Raw genomic sequence first — 18812 nt, forward strand, 5'->3', positions numbered from 1 at the left:
GGCTTCGCATGCTCGCTGCGTGAGGATTATGTTCAACCCTCGTGTTCATCATAACCATACGACGACGACGTCGTGAAGTTCATGACAATTACACTCAAGACAGAACCCATCACCGACGACGGAAGGACCCCCTCATGGCGAAGGACTCAAGCTTCGACATTGTCTCCCAAGTGGATAAGCAAGAGGTTTCCAATGCACTGAACCAGGCAAGCAAAGAGATTTCGCAACGCTACGACTTTCGGGGCACTGAGGCCTCCGTGGAGCAGACCGGGGATGTGATCCTCATCCGCGCAAACTCAGAGGAGCGAGCCAAGGCTGCTCAGGACGTCTTCGAGTCCAAGCTCATCAAGCGGGGGATCTCCCTGAAGAGCTTCGAAGCCTCGGAACCGAAGGCCTCCGGCAAGGAGTACCGCATTGAGGGTCACATCAAGGAGGGGATCGACCAGCCCACGGCCAAGAAGATCTCCAAGATCATTCGCGATGAGGCGCCCAAGTCCGTCAAGGCCACCATTCAAGGCGATGAGCTGCGCGTGAGTTCCAAGTCCCGTGATGATCTGCAGGCCACCATTGCCTTGTTGAAAGACTTCGACGACGCCGACCTGCAGTTCATCAACTTCCGCTGATCGACGCGGGCTAGGCACGGGAGCTGGCAGCTACTGCTCCTCAGCAGGAATCGGTTCGAGCCGGATCCTGAACCCTAGAGCCTTGGCGATCCTGTGGATCGTTTCGAAGGTGGGTTGACCTTCCCCGGAGAGTGCTTTGTACAGCCCTTGTCGACTCATCCCTACACGCCGGGCAAGTTCACTGAGGTTGCCTGAACGGGCTATGGCGTCAAGTGCAGCAACGATGAGCTCGGGATGGTCACCGTTCTCTTCGAGAGACCCGAGAAAATAACCCAAGGCGTCATCGGCATCCTCGATATAATCAGCGGCGTCATATTTGCTGAACCCGGGCTTTTCGAGGCTTAGTTCATTCTTCGTCAAAGTCTCACTCATGACTTCCTCCAGTACTCAGCAAGTTGCTGAGCTTTCCTGATGTCTCGTCGCTGCGATGATTTATCACCAGCCCAAAGCAGCAGAACCACCAGAGAACCCTCCCGAAGAAAGTAGATCCGGTAGCCGGGCCCGTGGTGGACTCGAAGCTCAAAAATCCCTCCACCGACGGATTTCTCATCAACGCTGTACCCATGAGCGAGCCGATCAATCCGTCGTCTAATCTTCTGCTTGGCTTGGCGATCTCGGAGTTTACGAAACCACTGCTCGTATTCATCGCTCTTGAGCACCTCAATATGTGTCAACTGTAGTTCACACCCCTACTGTGAGCAAGACGTTCTACTCACTTCACGGTAGGGGAACCGGGCGTCTCTTTCCGCCGAAATGAACAATCTGTGGAAAACGGGAGGTGGAGCGTCTTAGTCCATCGGCACAGCCCCAATAATCCGGCCGAGGACTGAAAGTCCCGAACCTCAGCGCACTCAGGCGGGGCGTTCGTCGTCGTCCTCTTCGCGGGTGCTGCGCAGTTCGTGGAGGACTTCTTCAAACAGCACTCGCAGGTCACGCCAGCGCACCCGGGTACTGGCCAAGTATTCGGGTAGCTTCTCGATCTGTTCGTGCTGTTTGCGCCGCAGCCGCTGCTCGGCAAGCTCTTTACGGATCTGGTGGACCGTCGCCTCGGCATCACGCAAGATGATCTCCAGCTCGGTCTCCATATCCTTCAGCTTTTCTTCCCACTCCCGGTCCCAGGCGTGGTCGGGGTAGGACTCCTGCGCGTCTGACGGGTTCCGGTGTTCGCTCATCACAGCATCACGCTCCCGAAGATCAGCCCCAGTGGCAGGGCCACAAACATACCGAGAACCCACACTGCGGCATAGAGCTTCCGTTCGGCGGCCAGGTCGCCCAGCCGGCGGGCGGCCAGCGGCGGCAGGCTACGGATATACGGCATGGAGAAGATGACGATCAGCGCAGTGACATTGAACAGCAAGTGCACCAGGGCTGCCTGCAGAGCGATGGTCCCCTCCGCCCCGGAGAAACCGAACGCGGCGATCAGCGCTGTCATCGTGGTTCCTAGATTGGCACCCACAGTGAAGGGGTAGAGCTGACGCAACCCGAAGTGCCCGGATCCAGCCAGCGGAACCGCTAGGGAAGTCGTAGTGGAGGAGGACTGCACCATCACGGTGACCGCAGCCCCGGAGGCCACCCCGGAGACCGGTCCGCGTCCAATCGCGGCGTGAAGGACCTTCTTGGCGGTACCCACCAGCAGCACCTTCAGCATCTTGGAGATGAAGTTGATGACCAACAGGATCAATCCGATGCCGACGGCGATCATCAGCACTCCGTGCCACACCGCCGGTAGGAAACTCAGACCAGCCTCCAACGCTTCAGCCCCCGGGTCGGTGACAAAGCTGATCGCCTCATCCAGTTGGTCGAACACATAAGCCACCGGGCCGCCCTCGGCACCGGCGGTCTGCTCAGACAACCACAGCGAGGTCCGCTCCAGGAACCCGGTCAGCAGCTCCAGCGGCAGGATGATGATGACGGCCATGAGGTTGAAGAAGTCCTGAACCGTGGCCACGGAGAACCCCCGGCGGAACTGCTCCTTATCGCGGATCATTCCCAGGCTGACCAGGGTATTGGTCATCGTGGTGCCCATATTCGCGCCCATGAGGATGGGAATTGCGATCTCCAGGGGCAGACCCCCGGCCACCAGTCCCACTGTCACTGAGGTCGTCGTCGAGGACGACTGGGTCAGGGCGGTACCGGCGATACCGATCATCAGGGCGATAAACGGGTTGGTCGCGAACTCGAAGAGTTCCTCAGCCTGGTCTCCGGTGGCGATCTCGAAACCAGAGCCGATGGCGTTAACGGCAGTCAGCAGCAGCCACACACCCACCGCCACTGAAGCCCAGTTGGCGATATCCAGCGCCCGACCCTGCAGGCCCATGCGTTCAAAGACGCTGATGAGCTGTTGGGGTTCGCGTTCCTGTTCAGCGGCCCGGCGGGCGAGTTCCTCATCGCCTAGCTGTCCTTCGGGGTCATCCTCGGTCAGCGGGTCTTGACCCCGGACCGGATCGTATTGCTCCGCTTGTTCTTTCAGCGCGGTGGCGGCGCCGGCTGCGCCGTGCTCTCTATCCTCGTACTCTGGGTGTTCCCGGGATTCTGGGGTGGGGGTCTTGGTGCTCATCGGTATCCGTACTCCTGGCGAATTCCGTCTCAACCGTCACATCCTGTTCAGAACCACGGCTCCAGGATGAAAGGCGCAGGTGTAACGGCGGGTGACACCACAGTGAACTCCGGGTGAATTCAGTTACTGTGAAGCAAACTCACAGAAGGCATGGAGTGGAGGGGAGCCGACGACGTCGGCGTCTCACCTCGTTTACAGCAGGATGATGAGTAGCAGCGGCAGGGCCACGAAGACCCCGAGCACCCAGGCGAAGGCTGCGGCGGGGCGCCGCACCGCCAGGGCGGCGAGCCCTTGAGCGCCGAGCACAGGCAACTGGCGGATGCCCGGCAACCCGAAGATCACCAGGGTGCCGAAGAGGTTGAAGAACAGGTGGACCAGGGCGGCGGTGAGTGCGATAGTCCCCAGGGCTCCGTCGAAAGCCAGGGCGGCGACCAACGCGGTGATGGTGGTGCCGATATTCGCCCCCAGGGTGAAGGGGTAGATCTGCCGCAGACTCAGAGCCCCGGAACCGGCCAACGGCACCATCAGTGCCGTAGTAGTGGAGGAGGACTGCACCATCACGGTCACCAGAGCGCCAGAGCCGATCGAGGTGACCGGCCCACGGCCGACAGCAGCGTGTAGCACCCGCTGGGCCCGGCCGACCAGCAGGGCCTTGAGCTTGCGGCTGATCATGTTGATAACCGCCAGGATGAGCCCGATGGACACTGCGATCATCAGCACCCCGGCCACGACATCGGGAAGCCAGCTGAAGCCGAACTGGATGAGCTCGGACAACGGGGTGGTGGCCCCCTTGATGACCGCACCCAGACCGCCCAGCACCGTGGAGAACAACCCGGCCTCCGCCCCGGAGAGGCCGGAGGCCGCAGCGGTGGCGGCTCGCTCCAGCAGCCCGAACGCCAACTCCAGGGGCAGGAAGACCAGCACGGCCAGCAGGTTGAAGAAGTCGTGAACAGTGGCGGCGGCGAATCCACGTCGGAACTGCTCCCGGTCACGGACCATCGCCAAGCTCACCAGGGTATTCGTCAACGTGGTGCCGATGTTCGCCCCGAGGATGATCGGCACAGCGATACTCAGTGGCAGACCTCCGGCAACCAAACCCACGGTCACCGACGTCGTCGTCGAGGAAGACTGGGTCAGCGCAGTAGCGGCAACACCGATCATCAACCCGACCACCGGGTTGGAGGCAAAGGAGAAGAGTTGTTCGGCCTGGTCGCCAACGGCCAGAGAGAATCCGGAGCCGATCACGTTCACTGCGGTGATGAGCACATAGACCCCGAGCGCGACGGCCAGCCAGTTCAGAACAGTGGCCGTACGTGGGGAAAGCCTGCTGTGCTTGACGGGACCCGGAAGGGGAGAGGGTGCCGGCGGCACATCCACTGCGGGGGTGTGCTTCTCCGGCGCCGGGAGTACGGCCATCCCGTGGTGCTCCTGTTCTTCGCAGCCGATGACCGCTCCACTGGAACGGTCTAGTTCGTCATCCAGAAGAACAGTGCCAGTCCAAAGTGAACTTTAGGTAAACAGCCAGGAAACTGTACTCAACAGTTCCATCGAGGTGTTCGACGAGGAGGCTCAGACCCCCGGTGAACCGCCTGGTGCGCACTGTCATTGCCGCTGTCACCACCGGAGCGAGCCGGCCGGGAAGCTGCGTCTCTACAATGACGTTACCCCTGGTGAGAGAACACCCCCCGGACACCATGTTGAGGAGTCAACAGTATGCACCACCATCACGGCCGGCTGCGCACCTTCGGCCTCCTGGCGTTCCTCTTCGCGTTGGTGCTGCTGGTCGGTGCCATCATCTCTGCGGCGACTCAGACCCCGGAGATGATCTTCGTCTTCGGGTTCATCGGGGTGATTTCAGTGGCGATCTCCTATTGGAACTCGGACAAGATCGCGTTACGGGCCATGAAGGCCTACCCGGTGAGCCGCGAACAAGCCCCTCAGCTCTACGCCATGGTTGAAGAACTCGCGCACCGGGCCGGGCAGCCGGTGCCGCGGATCTATATCTCCCCCACTCCCACACCGAACGCGTTCGCCACCGGACGTAACCCGAACAACGGTGTGGTGTGTTTCACCGAAGGCATCCTGCACCTACTCTCCGAACGCGAACTGCGGGCGGTGACCGGCCACGAGCTGATGCATATCTACAACCGGGACATCCTCATTTCCTCCGTGGCTGCCGCGGTGGCGGGGTTCCTCACCACGATCGCGCAGTTCTTCTTCCTCTTCGGCGGCCGGGGTGGGCGGCAGCAGAACCCGCTGATGCTGGTCGGCGCACTGGTCGCGGTCATCCTCATGCCGCTCGCCGCCGGGCTGATCCGCTCGGCTATTAGCCGCACACGGGAGTACGACGCCGACGCCGACGGTGCCGAGCTCTCTGGGGACCCGTTGGCGCTGGCCTCAGCTTTGGAGAAACTGCACCACGGGGTCTCACGCCGGCCTCTGCCGGAGGACCCCAAGCATGATGCGCACGCCCACATGATGATCGCCAACCCGTTCGGGCCGCGGGCTAAGCAGATGTTCTCCACCCACCCTCCGATGGAGGACCGGATCGCCCGGCTCGAAGCCCTCGCTGGCCGCCGCTAAGCGTCAGCACCCTGGAGCTGTGCCACCCGGTGAAGGCGCAGGCACCACCAGGGAGCCCAAAGCCCCGCGGCGTTCACCGGGGGTCCTGCGGTCTAGCCGCGGGAGATTTTGACCATGTCTTCGCGGGGAACCACTTTGACGCGTTCGCGCTCCACGGGCCCGGATTCGGTTGCTTTGCGGCCCAGTGCGGCCTCGTGCTCATCGAGCTTCAACCAGCCTTCCCAGGTGGTGTACTCCACACCGCGGGATTCCAGCAGCTCGACGACTGCGTTCTCCTCGGGCTGCTCGGCCTCGGGCAGGTGGTTGATGTCCTCGATGAGGCAGTCGATGGTTTCCATCGCATCCCCTTTGGTGTGACCGATGAGCCCCACGGGACCACGTTTGATCCACCCGGTGGCGTAGGTGCCGGGGATGTGCCGACCGTCCTCATCGAGTACGCGTCCGGCCTCGTTGACGATGACGCCCTTCTTCTCGTCGAAGGGGATGCCTTCCACCTCGGAGCCGAAGTACCCCACGGCCCGGTAGACGGCCTGGACATCGTAGTCGAGGTATTCACCGGTGCCTTTGACGTTTCCGGTGCCGTCGAGTTCCATCCGCTCGAACCGGATGCCGGCGACTTTCCCGGTGCCGGAGCCGTCCGGGTTCTTGCCCTCCAGGATTTCCACCGGCTGGTGGAGGAAGTGCAGGTGCAGCTTCCGGGAGGCTTCCTCCGTGCGCTCTTCCTGCTCGACCAGCCAGTTGGCCAGGGTGTTGACCATGGTCTTGACCTGGTTGTTTGACTTGATCGCCTCATCGGAGGCTTCGTCGAACTCGAAGTCTTCCTCGTAGAGCACGATGTCGACGTCGCGGCTGTGGCTGAGCTCCCGCAACTCCAGGGGGGTGAACTTCACCTGGGCCGGGCCACGGCGCCCGAACACGTGGACATCGGTGACCGGTGAGGTTTTCAGTCCTTGGTAGACATTCTCTGGGATCTCAGTGCTCAGCAGGTCATCGGCGTGCTTGGAGAGCACCCGGGCGACGTCGAGGGCCACATTTCCGTTACCGATGACGGCCACCTGTTCGGCCTCCAGGGGCCATTCGCGTGGGTAGTCGGGGTGGCCGTCGTACCAGGAGACGAAGTCGGCGGCGCCGAAGCTACCCTCTAGGTCGATACCTGGGATGTCGAGGTCGGCGTCCTTAATCGCCCCGGTGGCGAAGATGACGGCGTCGTAGTGGCGGCGCAGGTCCTCAATGGTCAGGTCGGTGCCGATGTTGACGTTGCCGAGCAGCCGGATGTCACCGCGGTCGAGGACTTTGTGCAGTGCTTTGATGATCCCCTTGATCCGCGGGTGGTCGGGGGCCACGCCGTAGCGGATGAGCCCGAAGGGCGCCGGGTAGCGGTCGTAGAGGTCGATGCTGAACCGCAGGTCGTGCTTCTTCTGCGCCTTGGCGAGAATGTCTGAGGCGTAGACCCCGGCGGGACCGGCGCCGATGACGGCAACACGGACGGGCCGGGAGGAGAAGGTCTCTGACACGGCGGGGTGGTTCCTTTCGGTAAGGATGCTCGAAACGCTCAGGACAGTATGACGTATTCACCACCGGATGTGCCGTCAGCGGTGTCACACTCCGAGATGCGCGGGTGCGGCTCAGCCACCGCTCAGGGTGGGGACCATAGGATGAATCCATGCAGGAGGTCAGCTGAACGTGCCAGGGAAGATCACGACGTCGCACGGTCAGCTCACCTGGGTCTCTCACCAGCCTGCCGGGTACCGGTGCCCGTTCTGCGGCCTGGCTGCCGGGGATGTCTCCGATCCGGGCAACCGCTGTGAGCTCAGTGACCTGGTCTACCAGGATGAGGACCTGCTGGTGTTCATCGCCTGTGACGGTTTCGGCCCGCACCCGGGGCACGCGATGATCGTGCCGAATGCTCACTATGAGGCCCTCTACGACCTCGATGACGCTCTGTTGGGGCGGATCGGTGCGATGTCACGGGATGTCGCGCTGGCGATGAAGCTGGCCTGGGACCCGGAGGGAACGAGCGTGCGCCAGCACAACGAACCGGCCGGGAATCAGCACGTGTGGCACTACCACCTGCACGTCTTCCCCCGGTACCGCGGCGATATGCTCTACCGCCAGGTCCGCGAGCCCCTGGATGTGGAGTTTCGCGCCCGCAAAGCATCTGAACTCAGACCCGCGCTCCAGGAGATCGTCAACGCCCGTTAGCCCGCGGCGAATCACTCCTCACTTGAAGTATCGCGGCCGCCTCGGCCCTCCGTAAACCCCTCTTACCCTTCGCGGTTGACGACGGCGTCGGCGAAGCTCAGCAGAGCGCGTTTGACCGTTGAGTCAGGCAGCGGAGCGATGGCGTTCTTCGCCTGTTCAGCCCAACCGCGCGCCACCGCCCAGGATTGGTCGATCACCGGGTGGTCCACCACGGCCTGCACCGCCGCAGCCAGGGCATCGTCATCACTGAGGTCCGCATCCACTAAGGAGAGCACGCGTTCTGCCTGCGCATCACGGTTCTGCCGCAACAGCAGCACCGGCAGGGTGGGCACACCTTCGCGCAGATCGGTGCCCGGGGTTTTACCGGAGGAAGCGCCAGTGGCGGTGAGGTCGATGACGTCGTCGGCCAGTTGGAAGGCCACCCCGACAGCCTCCCCGTAGGCCTTCAACATCTCAGAGACGTGCTCCTCGGCCCCTCCGAAGTGGGTGCCCAATTGGGCGGCGGCAGCCACAAGGGAACCTGTCTTATCGGCGATGACACTGATGTAGTGCTCGTAGGCGTCGTCGTGCTCCCCCGGCCCGACGGTCTCGTGCAGCTGGCCCAACACGAGCCGTTCGAACGTGGCCGCTTGGATGCGGGAACCATCCTGACCCAGTTCCGTCATCAGAGCGGAGGCCCGGGCCAGAATGAGGTCGCCGGTGAGGATCGCCACCGAGTTGTTCCAGACCTCGTGAGCGCTGGGAGCACCGCGACGCATCGGCGCCGAATCCATGACGTCGTCGTGGTACAGAGTGGCCAGATGGGTCATCTCCATCACGACGGCGGCCCGCAGCACCGCATCATTGAGACCGTCTCCCAGCATGGAGGTCAGGATGGTCAGCAGCGGCCGGACACGTTTACCCCCGGCTTCGGCCAGGTAGCGGGCAGTGCTGTGGGCCAGTTGGTCACCGTCGCTGGAGAGCGCAGTCAACAGCTGGTCTTCGACGGCGTCGAGGGCGTCACTGACCTCGGCGGCAAGGTCCTCATCCGCGGCCAGGACGTCGAATCCGGCGGGCAGCTTGATGGTCAGCGGCTCCGCTGCGTGGTCACTCATCGATCCAACCCTACTGAACCGGAGGGTTTGACCGCGTGGTGGATGGCGACGATACCGCCGGTGAGGTTCCGGTAGCGCACCTGAGTCCACCCGGTGTCTGCAATGAGCCGGCCCAGAGCGTCCTGATCCGGCCAGGCCCGGATCGATTCGGCCAGGTACACGTAGGCCTCGGGGTTGGAGGAGACCGCCCGGGCCACAGTCGGCAGGGCGCGCATCAGGTAGCTCTTGTAGACCAGGTTGAAGGGCCGCCACGTGGGGTCGGAGAACTCCATGACCGCCAACCGGCCCCCCGGTTTGGTGACCCGCAGCAGCTCGGCGAGTCCCACCTGCGGGTCGGCAATGTTGCGCAGCCCGAAGGAAATCGTCACCGCGTCGAAGACATCATCGGCGAAGGGCAGGTTCATCCCATCACCAGCGACGAAGGTCATCTCCGGACGGCGACGTTTGCCCACCTGCAACATACCCAGCGAGAAGTCACAGGCCACCGCACGCGCCCCAGCCCGGTGGAACGGTTCAGTAGAGCTACCGGTCCCGGCGGCAAGGTCGAGCACGTACTCACCGGCGGTGACATCCAGCGCCTCGACGAGCTTTTTGCGCCACCGCCGGTCCTGACCCAGGGAGATCACGTCATTGGTGAGGTCATAGCGTGCCGCGACCTCGTCGAACATGGAAGCGACGTCGTCGGGACGTTTGTCGAGGTCTGCCCGCCGGTTGCGGCCTTGTCGAATCACCCGAGTATTGTCCCAGAACCACAAGACCGGTGCGCACCGTCACCCCGGAGCGCAGCCGAGGTCCTCGGTGAGCCTCCTGCAGATGGGGCAGTGGGGTGCGGGCAGTAGGATTGCCGGGTCATGAGTGAAGCTGCCCCGCATCTGTCCATCCGGGAAGTCCCGGTCCAGTTAGAGGGCACACTCACCGACCTGCTACCGCACCTGGACCCCAGCGGGGTGTGGCTGCGTGATGACGAAGGGCTGGTAGGCCTGGGGGTCGCAGCCGCCCGGACCGCCCGGGGGACACGGCGGTTCGCCGAGCTGAGCGACTATTGGGAGACCATCAGCGCCGCCTGGGACACCAGCCAGAGACGCGTGACAGACCCCCGCACGGACACCGACACAGCAGCCCCAGAGAACGGCACAGCCCCGGCACTCAGCGGGCCGGTGGCCTTTGTCTCGGTGACCTTTGCGGCGGATTCCCAGTACGCTTCCCGCCTCATCGTTCCGCAGGTGCTGCTACGCAGTGAGGACGGCAACACCCGCCTCGTCCACATCACCGCAGCCGATACCTCACCGCAGGAGCTGGACCGCACCCTGCAGACTCACGGTGTGAGGCTCGACGACGCCGGCCGCCTCACTCCGCAGGCCACCTCAGACGCACAGTTACCGGCAGCACACGTGCACCCTGGGCAGCGGTCCGCCCGGCACTACCGCCAGGCGGTCACCGCAGGACTGAGCGCCATTGCAGAAGGGACCGTGGAGAAGCTCGTGCTGGCCCGCGACGTCGTCGTCACCGCTGAGCATCCCATCCCCACGGGTGCACTGCTGGCGCGACTGGCCCGGGCCTACCCGCAGACCTGGACATACCTGGCCGGTGAAGTCCTCGGTGCCACCCCGGAGATGCTGGTGCAACTGCGCGGTGCCCGGTTGTTCTCCCGCGTGCTGGCCGGCACTGTCGATCACACCGCCGATATCGCCACCCTGCTCCGCGACGCCAAACAGCACCGGGAACACGACCTCGCCGTGGAATCACTGGCCCGCCAACTGGCACCGGTCACCGAATCCCTACACACTCCGTTGGACCCGCAAGTGCTCACTTTGCCGAACGTGTACCACCTGGCAACGGAGGTCACCGGTGAGCTGGCTGTTGACGACGCCGGCAGGTTGCCCGGACCGCTGCAGGTGGCCGAACACGCCCACCCCACCGCCGCGGTCTGCGGTACCCCCACCGATCGGGCCGGCCAGCTGCTCGCCCTGCTCGAGGGGATGGACCGCGGCCCTTACGCCGGGCCGGTGGGGTGGATGGATGCGAAGGGCAACGCGGACTTCGGGATCGCGTTACGGGGCGGGATGCTCAGCGCCGATGCCCGCCAGCTCCGGCTGTGCGCCGGCTGCGGAATCGTCGCCGGATCGGAGCCGGAATCAGAATTGGCCGAGACGCGGGCGAAGCTGCGGCCGATGCTCTCCGCCCTCGGCCTTCAGGGACAAGGCGAGTAGGACTGCGGCGGACCTGACTCAGCAATCCGGACTCTTCCCTGGCTTAGAGTTCAGCGGCTGCCTGCAGGATCCGAGCATGCAACTGGCGCAGTTCACTGCGTTCGGTCCGGACTTCGATGAGCCGCACCCCGATCCGATCATCGGGATGGGCCAGCCCGTCGGCAAGCTCCTCAAGAGTCTCTGCAGCCCGGTAATCGACGTGGTACGCGTCAGCGAGCGCTTCGACGTCAACCGCCTGCGGGGTACCGAAGAGCCGTTCGACAATCTCCGCCTGCCCGGGACGCCGACCCACATCCCCGTGTTCAAGCTGGTCGAAGATCGCCCCACCACCGTCGTTGATGACCACCACGTCAACAGAGACAGGGCTTTCGGTGGTCGGTACCAGCAGCGCATTGGCGTCGTGGAGCAGGGTCAGGTCCCCCACCAGGGCGGTGACCCGCTGACCGGCGGCCAGCGCCATCCCTGAGGCCGCCGAGAGGTTCCCGTCAATCCCCGCCAACCCGCGCAAGGCTCGGATGCTGCGCCACTCGGAGGTCTGCGCCCGGGTCAACACCGCGGTGAGGTCGACGTCGCGGATCACCGAGGATGAGCCCAGCAGCAGGGGGGTGCGGACTGTCTCGGCAACGAACTGCGCGGCCCGGACCGAGCTGAGGGAGGCCTCCGCCTGCAAGACGGAGTCCACTGCCCGTTGTGCTGCCAAGCCGAGTTCCTCCCACTGCCGAGCCCAGGCGGTCTCCGCAGTGCCGGCAAAGTCCTCAAGCTCCTCCGGTGTGGTGAGGAGCCGCCGGGGCAGCCGGCCTGGAGTCCACCAGGCTTCAGCAACCGGGGCGTACTGCACTGTCTGGACATCGGCTCGGGCGATGAGTCGCTGCACCGGGCGAGTGAGAGTAGGCCGGCCGGCCACGACCACCCGTTCCACCCCGGCGGCGAGCTGACCGGCCGTAGTCTCAGCGGGGGCTTGGAGCAACAGGCGGTAGGCCTGCACGGCTCCCAGGTCGCTCCAGCGAGCCCCGGAGGTGGGTTCAGCGAGCATGGGATGGCCCAGGCTGCGGGCAGCGTCGATGGCCTCAGCCGGAGCCCGGTCCCCGAAAACGAAGAGGGTGCGGCGTCGTCGTAGTTCTTCTGCACCGTTCTCCCCCGCCGGCGCCGCGACAAGGTCCTCACTGAGTTCCCCGGCGCGGAGTTCCCCGGAACTGAGCTCGCCTGCGCGTAAGTGTTCAGCCGGTGTGGTGCCCCGGGCAGCGGCGTAGAGGCGGGCACGGTCCTGTTCGCCGAGGATCCCCCGGCGTGCCCACCGCTGGGCCGAACGGTGCACATCGGGGGCTTCGGCCGGCACCAGGGGGTCGGCGAAACCGATATTGAGGTGCACCGGGCCGGGTGCGCTCTTCGGGGTCGAACGGGTCGCTGCGGCCAACAGCAGGGCGGTCTGGGTCTCAGCGGCGAGGATGTCGTCACGGGACTCCGGCTCCAGCCGGACCTGACCCTGCTCCAGGTGCAGTTCGTCCCGCACCCGCCCGGAAAACATGCCTTGCTGCCAGGTGGTCTGGTTGGCGCCGGTGCCGTGGAGGGGTTCGGGCCGGTCGGCGGTGATCGCCACCAGCGGCACCCCGGCCATATCGGCTTCCATGATCGCGGGGGTGAGGTTTCCTGCGGCGGTGCCGGAGGTGGTGACCACCGCAGCGGGCTCCCCGGTCTGCATGGCCAGTCCCAGTGCGGTGAACGCTGCGGAACGTTCGTCGATGCGCACGTACAAGGTGATCGCTCCGAGCTGTTCGGCCTCGGCCAGAGCGTAGGCCAGTGGGGCCGAACGTGACCCGGGGGCCAGGACCACCTGCCGCATCCGGATGCTCAGCCCCCGGATGACCCGCCGCGCCAAGCGGAGGGATTCGGCGTCGTGGGAGTCGTCGAACTCACGGAACCCCCGGCGCGACCTCATAGTTGACATCCTACGCACCGCTGGTCTGCAGGATCCGGTGGGCCTCCTGCAAGCGCTGCCGCCACCACCTCTCCCGCTCCCCGGTCACCCGGTGGGTGGCAAGCAGGTGCGGCTCGGGTGCCGAAGGAGTGACGACGACGTCGCCGTCGGCCTGCCGTGCCACAGGCACCTGTAGCGCTCCCTTGTCAGGGATGAGCGGCGCTGCGGTGACATCACCGGCCAGCAGGGTCCCGGTGCCCAGGCCGCAGGCGTAGGGCAGCTCAGGCAGCCGGGCGGCCAGGGCCACCCCAGCGGCCAGACCAACGGAGGTGTCCAGGGCGGAGGAGACCACCGCGGGCAGGCCTGCGGCGGCGACGAGCTCCATGGCCGCGGTGACTCCGCCCAGCGGGGGGACTTTGACGATGAGCAGATCGGCGGCGCCGAGGCGTACCACCCGCAGGGGGTCTGAGGTTTTACGCACGGCCTCATCGGCTGCTAGGGGGACCGGTGTTCCGTCCCGGGCCAGTGCCTCACGCAGCTCGGTGAGGGCTTCGACCCCCTGAACGGGTTGTTCGGCGTATTCGAAACGGTCCCCTGCGATCTCGGCGAACTCTGCTAGCGCGCGCACTGCCTGGGGGATGCTCCAGGCGGCGTTGGCGTCGACTCGGATCCCGGCACCCGGGGCGAGTCGGCGGACTTCCTTGAGGCGGGCGACGTCGTCGTCGTGGCTTTGCCCGGGTTCGGCCACTTTGATCTTCACCGCGGGGATGGCGGACGGATCCCCGGAGCGGGTGAGTACCTCAGCAACCTCGGCGGCCGGGACTGCGGGCATGATGGCGTTGACCGGGATGGTCTCCCGCCGGGGTCGGCCCAGTCCGTTCCAGGCGGCTTCGATGCCTGCGGCGAGCCAGCGCGCGGACTCTTGGGGCCCGTACTCGCTAAAGGGCGCGAATTCCCCCCAACCGGCGGGGCCGCGGAAGAGCATGGCTTCTCGGCGGGTCTGCCCACGGAACCGGGTGCGCATCGGTAAGGCGACGACCACAGCGGTCTCTTGCAGGGCTTCGAGAGCGGGCAGCATGGATGCGATACTAAGCTGCATGTCGGCTAGGAGCACGTTGCGTCCGCCTGCCCGGCGCACCGGCCTGTGGGTGGTGTGGCTGCTGGGCTGCTGTGCCGCGTTCATCGTGGTCTACGAGTACTTTGTGCGGTCTCACTCCGGGCAGTGGTTGGAGTACGCCATGCTTTCGGCCGCTGATGCCCGGATCCGGCCGCTGTCTGAGATCGGTCTGGACCCGTGGTGGTTGCAACCGTTGGCAGTGGCGATCCCGGCAGTGTTGTTTCTGACCATCGTGTTGGCCCGGCAGCGTTGGGTGCCCGCACTGATCGCGGTGGGGATGGTCATCGCGGCGAATCTATCCACCCAGCTGCTGAAAGCCCAGTGGCTGCACCGCCCCGACCTGGATAACGGAGTGCCGTACTGGGCGGGCAATTCCCTGCCTAGTGGGCACACCACGTTTGCCGCCTCCGCGGCGGTGGCGGTGTTTTTAGTGTGCAGTCCGCGTCGCCGACCACTGGCTGCCCTGTTCGCCGCCTGCTACGCCTCGGCGGTGGGGATGTACACCTTCACGGAGACGTGGCACCGGCCCTCCGACGTCGTCGCCGCATATCTGGTGGTGGCGGTGTGGGCGCTGGCGGCCGGCTGGCTGGTCATGCGCGCCGCCCCGGCGGATAACACCGTGTTCGTGGAGAACGAGCCGATCACCGCTCCCGCTGCGGTGCTGGCGTGGTTCACCGGGATTGTGCTGACAGTGGCGGCCGGGCTGTGCTTTCTCTTCGCCGGGGGGTGGAGTGCGGTGGCCGAGGCCCCGCAGAACCCCAGTGCCTGGCACCTGATCGCTGGACTGCTGTTGTGCACGGGCCCGGCGTTTGTAGTCTCCGGTGCGGGGATCAATATGTTTGCCGCCGAGGTGGGGCGCCGTCAGCGCGGAGTGGAGCTGCCCAGCCCGCAGGCGGAGCGGATCGCCTACCCGATCCCGCAGAACTTCCGCCACTTGTACCGTGTCTGAGCACACTGCGGGCCTGAGCGCGTACGGGCGGCACCTGCTGCGTTCTGCCACCCGATTTCTGTCCCGCCGGGTACGGGCCGGGGGTGCCCGGGCGCGACGCTCAGTGGTACCGGCCCTGCAGATGACCCTGGCCGGGGTGGGGGCTTATGTGGCCGCCGAGCAGCTGCTGGGCCATGATGCTCCGATCTTCGCCGCGGTGGCAGCTCTGCTGGCCATGGGGTTCACGCGGGAACCGCGGATCCGCAAAGTCCTGGAGGTCGCGGTGGGCTGCACCCTCGGGGTGCTCATCGGGGATCTGCTGGTGCACGCCTTCGGCTCCGGGGCCCTGGTGGCCCTGGGGGTGGTGTTCATCTCGGTGATGCTGGCCCGGTTCTTGGATTCGGGCCCGGTGCTGGCCATGCAGATGGGCTTACAAGCGCTGCTGGTGGTGATGCTGCCCGCCCCAGTGGATTCCCCGCTGGGTCCTTTCACCCGCAGCGTGGATGCGGTGATCGGTGGGGTGACGGCTCTGCTCATCGCTCTGCTGACCCCCAAGGACCCCCGTTCGGAACCGGTCCGGGAACTCAAGGCGGTCTCCGATGAGCTGTCCCGGGCGCTGCGGGAGACGGCCACGGCCCTACGGTCCTCGGATTCCCGGGAGGCCTGGCATGCGCTCATCCGCTCTCGGGGCATCCAACCGAAGATCGACGACGTCGCCAAGGCAATCACTGCCGCACGGGAGCTCACCCGTTACTCGCCGGCACATCGGCGGCACCGGCCCTACATGCGCCGGATCGAACACGCCGCGGACAAACTCGACCTGGCGGTGCGCAGTCTGCGAGTGGTCACGCGCCGGGCGATCAGTGTGATCGACCACGCCGCGCTCTCTGATGCGGGGATGGAGTCATTGGCCACAGTGTTAGAGGAACTGGCCGATGGTTCGGTGTTGATCTCCCGGGCGGTGGTGGAGCCCGGGCCGGGTTTCGAGCGGGGAATGCAGGCAGCCCAGGATGCCCTGGCCGCAGTGGCAGCGAAGCTGCATCCGAAGCACCTGGGGATTGAGGCACTGGAGGGGGAGACCGAGGTGCTGCTGCTGCGCACGATGGTGGTGGACCTCTTGGAGGCCACCGGAATGCCGCACGATGAGGCGGATGAGCATTTGCCCGTGCTGTAAAGCCGCAGCCTCATGTGGCTCTCACCCCTCGAAGAGCAGGCTGAGCGCCTCCGGTAGGGAGCCAATCTCCTTGACTGTGATGCCTTCCGGGGCTGACTCTGCTCCCCCGGGTGGGACCAGCGCATGGGTGAAGCCGAGCCGCTGGGCCTCGGCCAGGCGGCGCTGCAGCCCGGAGACCGGCCGCACCTCGGAGGCTAAGCCCACTTCACCGAAGGCCAGGAACCGGTTGGGCAGGGCTCGCTCCAGTACTGCTGAGGTGATGGCCAGGGCCACAGCGAGGTCGGCGGCCGGTTCGGTGATCCGCACCCCGCCCACTGTGGCCACGTAGGCTTCGGATTTCATCAGGGCGGCGAGTTTCGCCCGACGCTGCAGGACCGCCAGCAGCATGGAGACCCGCGGGGAGTCCAGCCCGGAGACCGCACGGCGGGGCTGGGAGGCGGTGGATTCGGCCACCAGCGCCTGCACCTCCGCGGTCAGTGGGCGGTGACCTTCCAGGGTGATGGTGATGCAGGTGCCGGGGACCCGTTCGGTCATCGCCGAGACGAACAGTCCACTGGGGTCGGCCAATGATTCCAGGCCGGTTTCGCTTAAATCGAAGCAGCCGACGTCGTCGGTGGGACCATACCGGTTCTTCACCGCACGCAGCATCCGCAGCCGCGAGTGGCGTTCCCCTTCGAACTGGCAGACGACGTCGACGAGGTGCTCAAGCATCCGTGGCCCGGCAATCGCGCCTTCCTTGGTGACGTGGCCAACCAGGATAGTGGTCATATTGCGGCGTTTGGCGGCTTCGATCATCGCCGCGGTAACTTCCCGGATCTGGGTGACCCCTCCGGCGGCGCCGTCGACCTCCGCCGAGGCCAGGGTCTGAACCGAGTCCATCACAGTCAACTGCGGGCCGGTGGCTTCGATCTGCCCCAGCGCCTGGGAGAGGTCGGTTTCGGCGGCCAGGTAGAGCCCCTCGGTGATGGCATCGATGCGTTCGGCGCGTTTACGCACCTGCGCGGCGGATTCTTCCCCGGTCAGGTAGAGCACCGGCTGGTCCGGATGTGCTGCGGCGACGGCGGCAGCGGCCTGCAATAGCAGGGTGGATTTGCCGACTCCTGGTTCTCCGGCGAGCAGGATCACCGCCCCGGGCACTAATCCCCCACCGAGTACCCGGTCCAGCTCAGGCACCCCGGTGGGGCGGAATTCGGCGGTGGAGGCATCCACATCGGCGATGGCGGCCGCTGGAGCGGTCACGGTTTTCGCCGCGGGGGTGCGAGCGGTCACCTGCCCGCCCTTCTCCTCGATCGTCCCCCACGCTTGGCACTCCGGGCAGCGGCCAACCCATTTGACGGTCTGCCAGCCGCATTCGGTGCACTCGAAACCGGGGGTGCTCTTCCTCTTTGCCACGTGCCCAGACTAGCGGCGGTCCGGGACATCAATCGGCGCCCCCACAAGCGCACTAGACTTGGTGTGATGCCCGCCCCCGCTGTGATGATGCCGGATTCCGAGCCGGTTCATGAACGCATCATCGAGTGGTATCACAGCTTCCAACGGGATTTGCCGTGGCGGCGGGAGGACTGCTCGCCGTGGGGCGTGTTCGTCTCTGAGGTGATGTTGCAGCAGACACCTGTGGCGCGTGTTCTGCCCCGGTGGGAAGAGTGGCTGCATCGCTGGCCGACCCCGGCGGACTGTGCCGCTGCTCCCACCGCTGAGATCCTCACCGTGTGGGACCGGCTGGGGTATCCGCGCCGTGCCCTCCGACTACAGCAGGCCGCCCAGGCGATGGTCACCGAACACGGTGGAGAGGTCCCCGCCACCAGTGACCAGCTGCGCGCTTTGCCGGGGGTGGGTGAGTACACCGCCGCAGCGGTGGCCTGCTTCGCGTATCAGCAGCCGGAGGTCGTGGTGGATACCAATGTGCGCCGGGTCCTGGTGCGGGTCTTCACCGGCGCACCGACGGCGGGGAAGACCTACACTGCGGCGCAGCGCCGGCTGGCCCACGATGTGTTCCCGGATCCAGAGCTCGACGACGGCGGACTCGCCTGTACCTGGAACATTGCGGCGATGGAGTTGGGGTCGCTGGTGTGTACCGCGAAGAGCCCGGCCTGTGACCGCTGCCCGGTGCGTGAGATGTGTACGTGGGTGGCCTCCGGCTCCCCTGCTCCGAGCCAGGATGAGAGACCGCGCGGCCAGCCGTGGCATGGAACCGACCGTCAGGTCCGCGGCGCGATCATGGCGGCCCTGCGGGAGGCCGCCGCCACACAGCGACCGGTAGATGAGCACACCCTGTTGGAGGCACTACCGCTGCCGCATGCCTCCACTGAGCAACGCCGCCGCTGTCTGGAGTCGCTGCTGGCGGATGGACTGGCCGAACGGCAAGGCCAGTCCATCGCGTTGCCGGGCATCTTCTGACCGGCTGAGGAG

17 protein-coding genes and 1 pseudogene are annotated in these 18812 nt (G+C 65.5%); 7 read left to right on the forward strand and 11 right to left on the reverse strand.

Going from position 1 to position 18812, the window contains the following annotated elements; all coding sequences use genetic code 11:
- Window positions 1-134: 134 nt before the first annotated feature.
- Window positions 135-623: a YajQ family cyclic di-GMP-binding protein gene (locus tag H578_RS0108850; protein ID WP_022873329.1), complete on the forward strand. Its 489-nt coding sequence runs from the start codon at window positions 135-137 to the stop codon at window positions 621-623.
- A gap of 117 nt (window positions 624-740) precedes the next feature.
- Here H578_RS0108850 and H578_RS0108855 read toward each other — a convergent pair.
- The 5 genes and pseudogenes from H578_RS0108855 to H578_RS0108870 all read right to left on the reverse strand — a co-directional run.
- A pseudogene (locus H578_RS0108855) lies at window positions 741-995 on the reverse strand (addiction module antidote protein); the annotation flags it as partial.
- The gene (locus tag H578_RS15945) at window positions 992-1282 is read right to left on the reverse strand and encodes a type II toxin-antitoxin system RelE/ParE family toxin (RefSeq protein ID WP_245554960.1); all 291 of its coding nucleotides are present in this window, start codon (window positions 1280-1282) and stop codon (window positions 992-994) included. The pseudogene H578_RS0108855 and the gene H578_RS15945, both read right to left, overlap by 4 nt.
- A gap of 192 nt (window positions 1283-1474) precedes the next feature.
- Window positions 1475-1795, reverse strand: coding sequence for a hypothetical protein (locus H578_RS0108860; protein WP_022873332.1), 321 nt, complete (start codon window positions 1793-1795; stop codon window positions 1475-1477).
- Window positions 1795-3180, reverse strand: a complete 1386-nt coding sequence (locus H578_RS0108865) for a sodium:phosphate symporter (protein WP_022873333.1) — start codon at window positions 3178-3180, stop codon at window positions 1795-1797. Before H578_RS0108865 ends, H578_RS0108860 begins: the two co-directional genes overlap by 1 nt.
- A gap of 192 nt (window positions 3181-3372) precedes the next feature.
- Window positions 3373-4596, reverse strand: coding sequence for a Na/Pi symporter (locus tag H578_RS0108870; RefSeq protein WP_022873334.1), 1224 nt, complete (start codon window positions 4594-4596; stop codon window positions 3373-3375).
- A 297-nt stretch (window positions 4597-4893) separates the two neighbouring features.
- Here H578_RS0108870 and H578_RS0108875 point away from each other — a divergent pair, with 297 nt between their 5' ends.
- Complete coding sequence (locus H578_RS0108875; protein WP_022873335.1) at window positions 4894-5763, forward strand: M48 family metalloprotease; 870 nt, start codon at window positions 4894-4896, stop codon at window positions 5761-5763.
- A 92-nt stretch (window positions 5764-5855) separates the two neighbouring features.
- Here the strand turns inward: H578_RS0108875 and H578_RS0108880 are convergent, their stop codons facing one another.
- Window positions 5856-7277, reverse strand: coding sequence for an FAD-dependent oxidoreductase (locus H578_RS0108880; RefSeq protein ID WP_022873336.1), 1422 nt, complete (start codon window positions 7275-7277; stop codon window positions 5856-5858).
- Between the two features lie 169 nt (window positions 7278-7446).
- Here H578_RS0108880 and H578_RS0108885 point away from each other — a divergent pair, with 169 nt between their 5' ends.
- Window positions 7447-7965, forward strand: coding sequence for an HIT family protein (locus H578_RS0108885; RefSeq protein WP_022873337.1), 519 nt, complete (start codon window positions 7447-7449; stop codon window positions 7963-7965).
- Between the two features lie 62 nt (window positions 7966-8027).
- Here H578_RS0108885 and H578_RS0108890 read toward each other — a convergent pair whose 3' ends face one another.
- Together H578_RS0108890 and H578_RS14355 are read right to left on the reverse strand one after the other, a co-directional pair.
- Window positions 8028-9059 carry a polyprenyl synthetase family protein gene (locus H578_RS0108890; RefSeq protein WP_022873338.1) on the reverse strand — a complete coding sequence of 344 codons (1032 nt, stop codon included), beginning with the start codon at window positions 9057-9059 and terminating at the stop codon, window positions 8028-8030.
- Window positions 9056-9787, reverse strand: coding sequence for a demethylmenaquinone methyltransferase (locus H578_RS14355; protein WP_033420515.1), 732 nt, complete (start codon window positions 9785-9787; stop codon window positions 9056-9058). The genes H578_RS0108890 and H578_RS14355 overlap by 4 nt, the downstream gene beginning before the upstream one ends.
- Before the next feature lie 123 nt (window positions 9788-9910).
- Here H578_RS14355 and H578_RS0108900 point away from each other — a divergent pair, with 123 nt between their 5' ends.
- A complete protein-coding gene (locus H578_RS0108900) occupies window positions 9911-11269 on the forward strand; it encodes an isochorismate synthase (RefSeq protein ID WP_022873340.1) in 1359 nt (452 codons plus the stop codon).
- A gap of 43 nt (window positions 11270-11312) precedes the next feature.
- Here the strand turns inward: H578_RS0108900 and menD are convergent, their stop codons facing one another.
- Together menD and H578_RS0108910 are read right to left on the reverse strand one after the other, a co-directional pair.
- Window positions 11313-13205, reverse strand: coding sequence for a 2-succinyl-5-enolpyruvyl-6-hydroxy-3-cyclohexene-1-carboxylic-acid synthase (gene menD, locus H578_RS0108905; protein ID WP_022873341.1), 1893 nt, complete (start codon window positions 13203-13205; stop codon window positions 11313-11315).
- 10 nt (window positions 13206-13215) lie between these two features.
- Window positions 13216-14262, reverse strand: a complete 1047-nt coding sequence (locus H578_RS0108910) for an o-succinylbenzoate synthase (protein WP_033420516.1) — start codon at window positions 14260-14262, stop codon at window positions 13216-13218.
- Window positions 14263-14281: 19 nt separating this feature from the next.
- Here H578_RS0108910 and H578_RS15660 point away from each other — a divergent pair, with 19 nt between their 5' ends.
- Both H578_RS15660 and H578_RS0108920 read left to right on the forward strand, forming a co-directional pair.
- A complete protein-coding gene (locus tag H578_RS15660) occupies window positions 14282-15250 on the forward strand; it encodes a phosphatase PAP2 family protein (RefSeq protein ID WP_169558515.1) in 969 nt (322 codons plus the stop codon).
- A complete protein-coding gene (locus H578_RS0108920) occupies window positions 15243-16403 on the forward strand; it encodes an FUSC family protein (protein ID WP_022873344.1) in 1161 nt (386 codons plus the stop codon). Before H578_RS15660 ends, H578_RS0108920 begins: the two co-directional genes overlap by 8 nt.
- Before the next feature lie 21 nt (window positions 16404-16424).
- Here the strand turns inward: H578_RS0108920 and radA are convergent, their stop codons facing one another.
- Window positions 16425-17795 (reverse strand): DNA repair protein RadA, encoded by a 1371-nt coding sequence (gene radA / locus H578_RS0108925; protein ID WP_022873345.1) that lies wholly within the window; start codon window positions 17793-17795, stop codon window positions 16425-16427.
- A 66-nt stretch (window positions 17796-17861) separates the two neighbouring features.
- On the opposite strand from radA, the gene H578_RS14365 reads away from it, so the two are divergent.
- On the forward strand, window positions 17862-18800 hold the full coding sequence (locus H578_RS14365) for an HhH-GPD family protein (RefSeq protein WP_022873346.1): 939 nt from the start codon (window positions 17862-17864) through the stop codon (window positions 18798-18800).
- Window positions 18801-18812: the final 12 nt, after the last annotated feature.

The sequence above is a fragment of the Nesterenkonia alba DSM 19423 genome (assembly GCF_000421745.1).
In the GTDB taxonomy this organism is placed as follows: Bacteria; Actinomycetota; Actinomycetes; order Actinomycetales; family Micrococcaceae; genus Nesterenkonia; species Nesterenkonia alba.

What these genes read in the sequence shown, in the direction of transcription:
- H578_RS0108890 (WP_022873338.1), bottom strand. Translation starts at nt 9,059, where the DNA reads ATGAGTGACCACGCAGCGGAGCCGCTGACCATCAAGCTGCCCGCCGGA.
- H578_RS0108850 (WP_022873329.1), top strand. Translation starts at nt 135, where the DNA reads ATGGCGAAGGACTCAAGCTTCGACATTGTCTCCCAAGTGGATAAGCAA.
- H578_RS0108910 (WP_033420516.1), bottom strand. Translation starts at nt 14,262, where the DNA reads ATGCTGCCCGCTCTCGAAGCCCTGCAAGAGACCGCTGTGGTCGTCGCC.
- menD (WP_022873341.1), bottom strand. Translation starts at nt 13,205, where the DNA reads ATGAGGTCGCGCCGGGGGTTCCGTGAGTTCGACGACTCCCACGACGCC.
- H578_RS14365 (WP_022873346.1), top strand. Translation starts at nt 17,862, where the DNA reads ATGCCCGCCCCCGCTGTGATGATGCCGGATTCCGAGCCGGTTCATGAA.
- H578_RS15660 (WP_169558515.1), top strand. Translation starts at nt 14,282, where the DNA reads ATGTCGGCTAGGAGCACGTTGCGTCCGCCTGCCCGGCGCACCGGCCTG.
- H578_RS0108870 (WP_022873334.1), bottom strand. Translation starts at nt 4,596, where the DNA reads ATGGCCGTACTCCCGGCGCCGGAGAAGCACACCCCCGCAGTGGATGTG.
- H578_RS0108900 (WP_022873340.1), top strand. Translation starts at nt 9,911, where the DNA reads ATGAGTGAAGCTGCCCCGCATCTGTCCATCCGGGAAGTCCCGGTCCAG.
- H578_RS0108860 (WP_022873332.1), bottom strand. Translation starts at nt 1,795, where the DNA reads ATGAGCGAACACCGGAACCCGTCAGACGCGCAGGAGTCCTACCCCGAC.
- H578_RS0108865 (WP_022873333.1), bottom strand. Translation starts at nt 3,180, where the DNA reads ATGAGCACCAAGACCCCCACCCCAGAATCCCGGGAACACCCAGAGTAC.
- H578_RS0108875 (WP_022873335.1), top strand. Translation starts at nt 4,894, where the DNA reads ATGCACCACCATCACGGCCGGCTGCGCACCTTCGGCCTCCTGGCGTTC.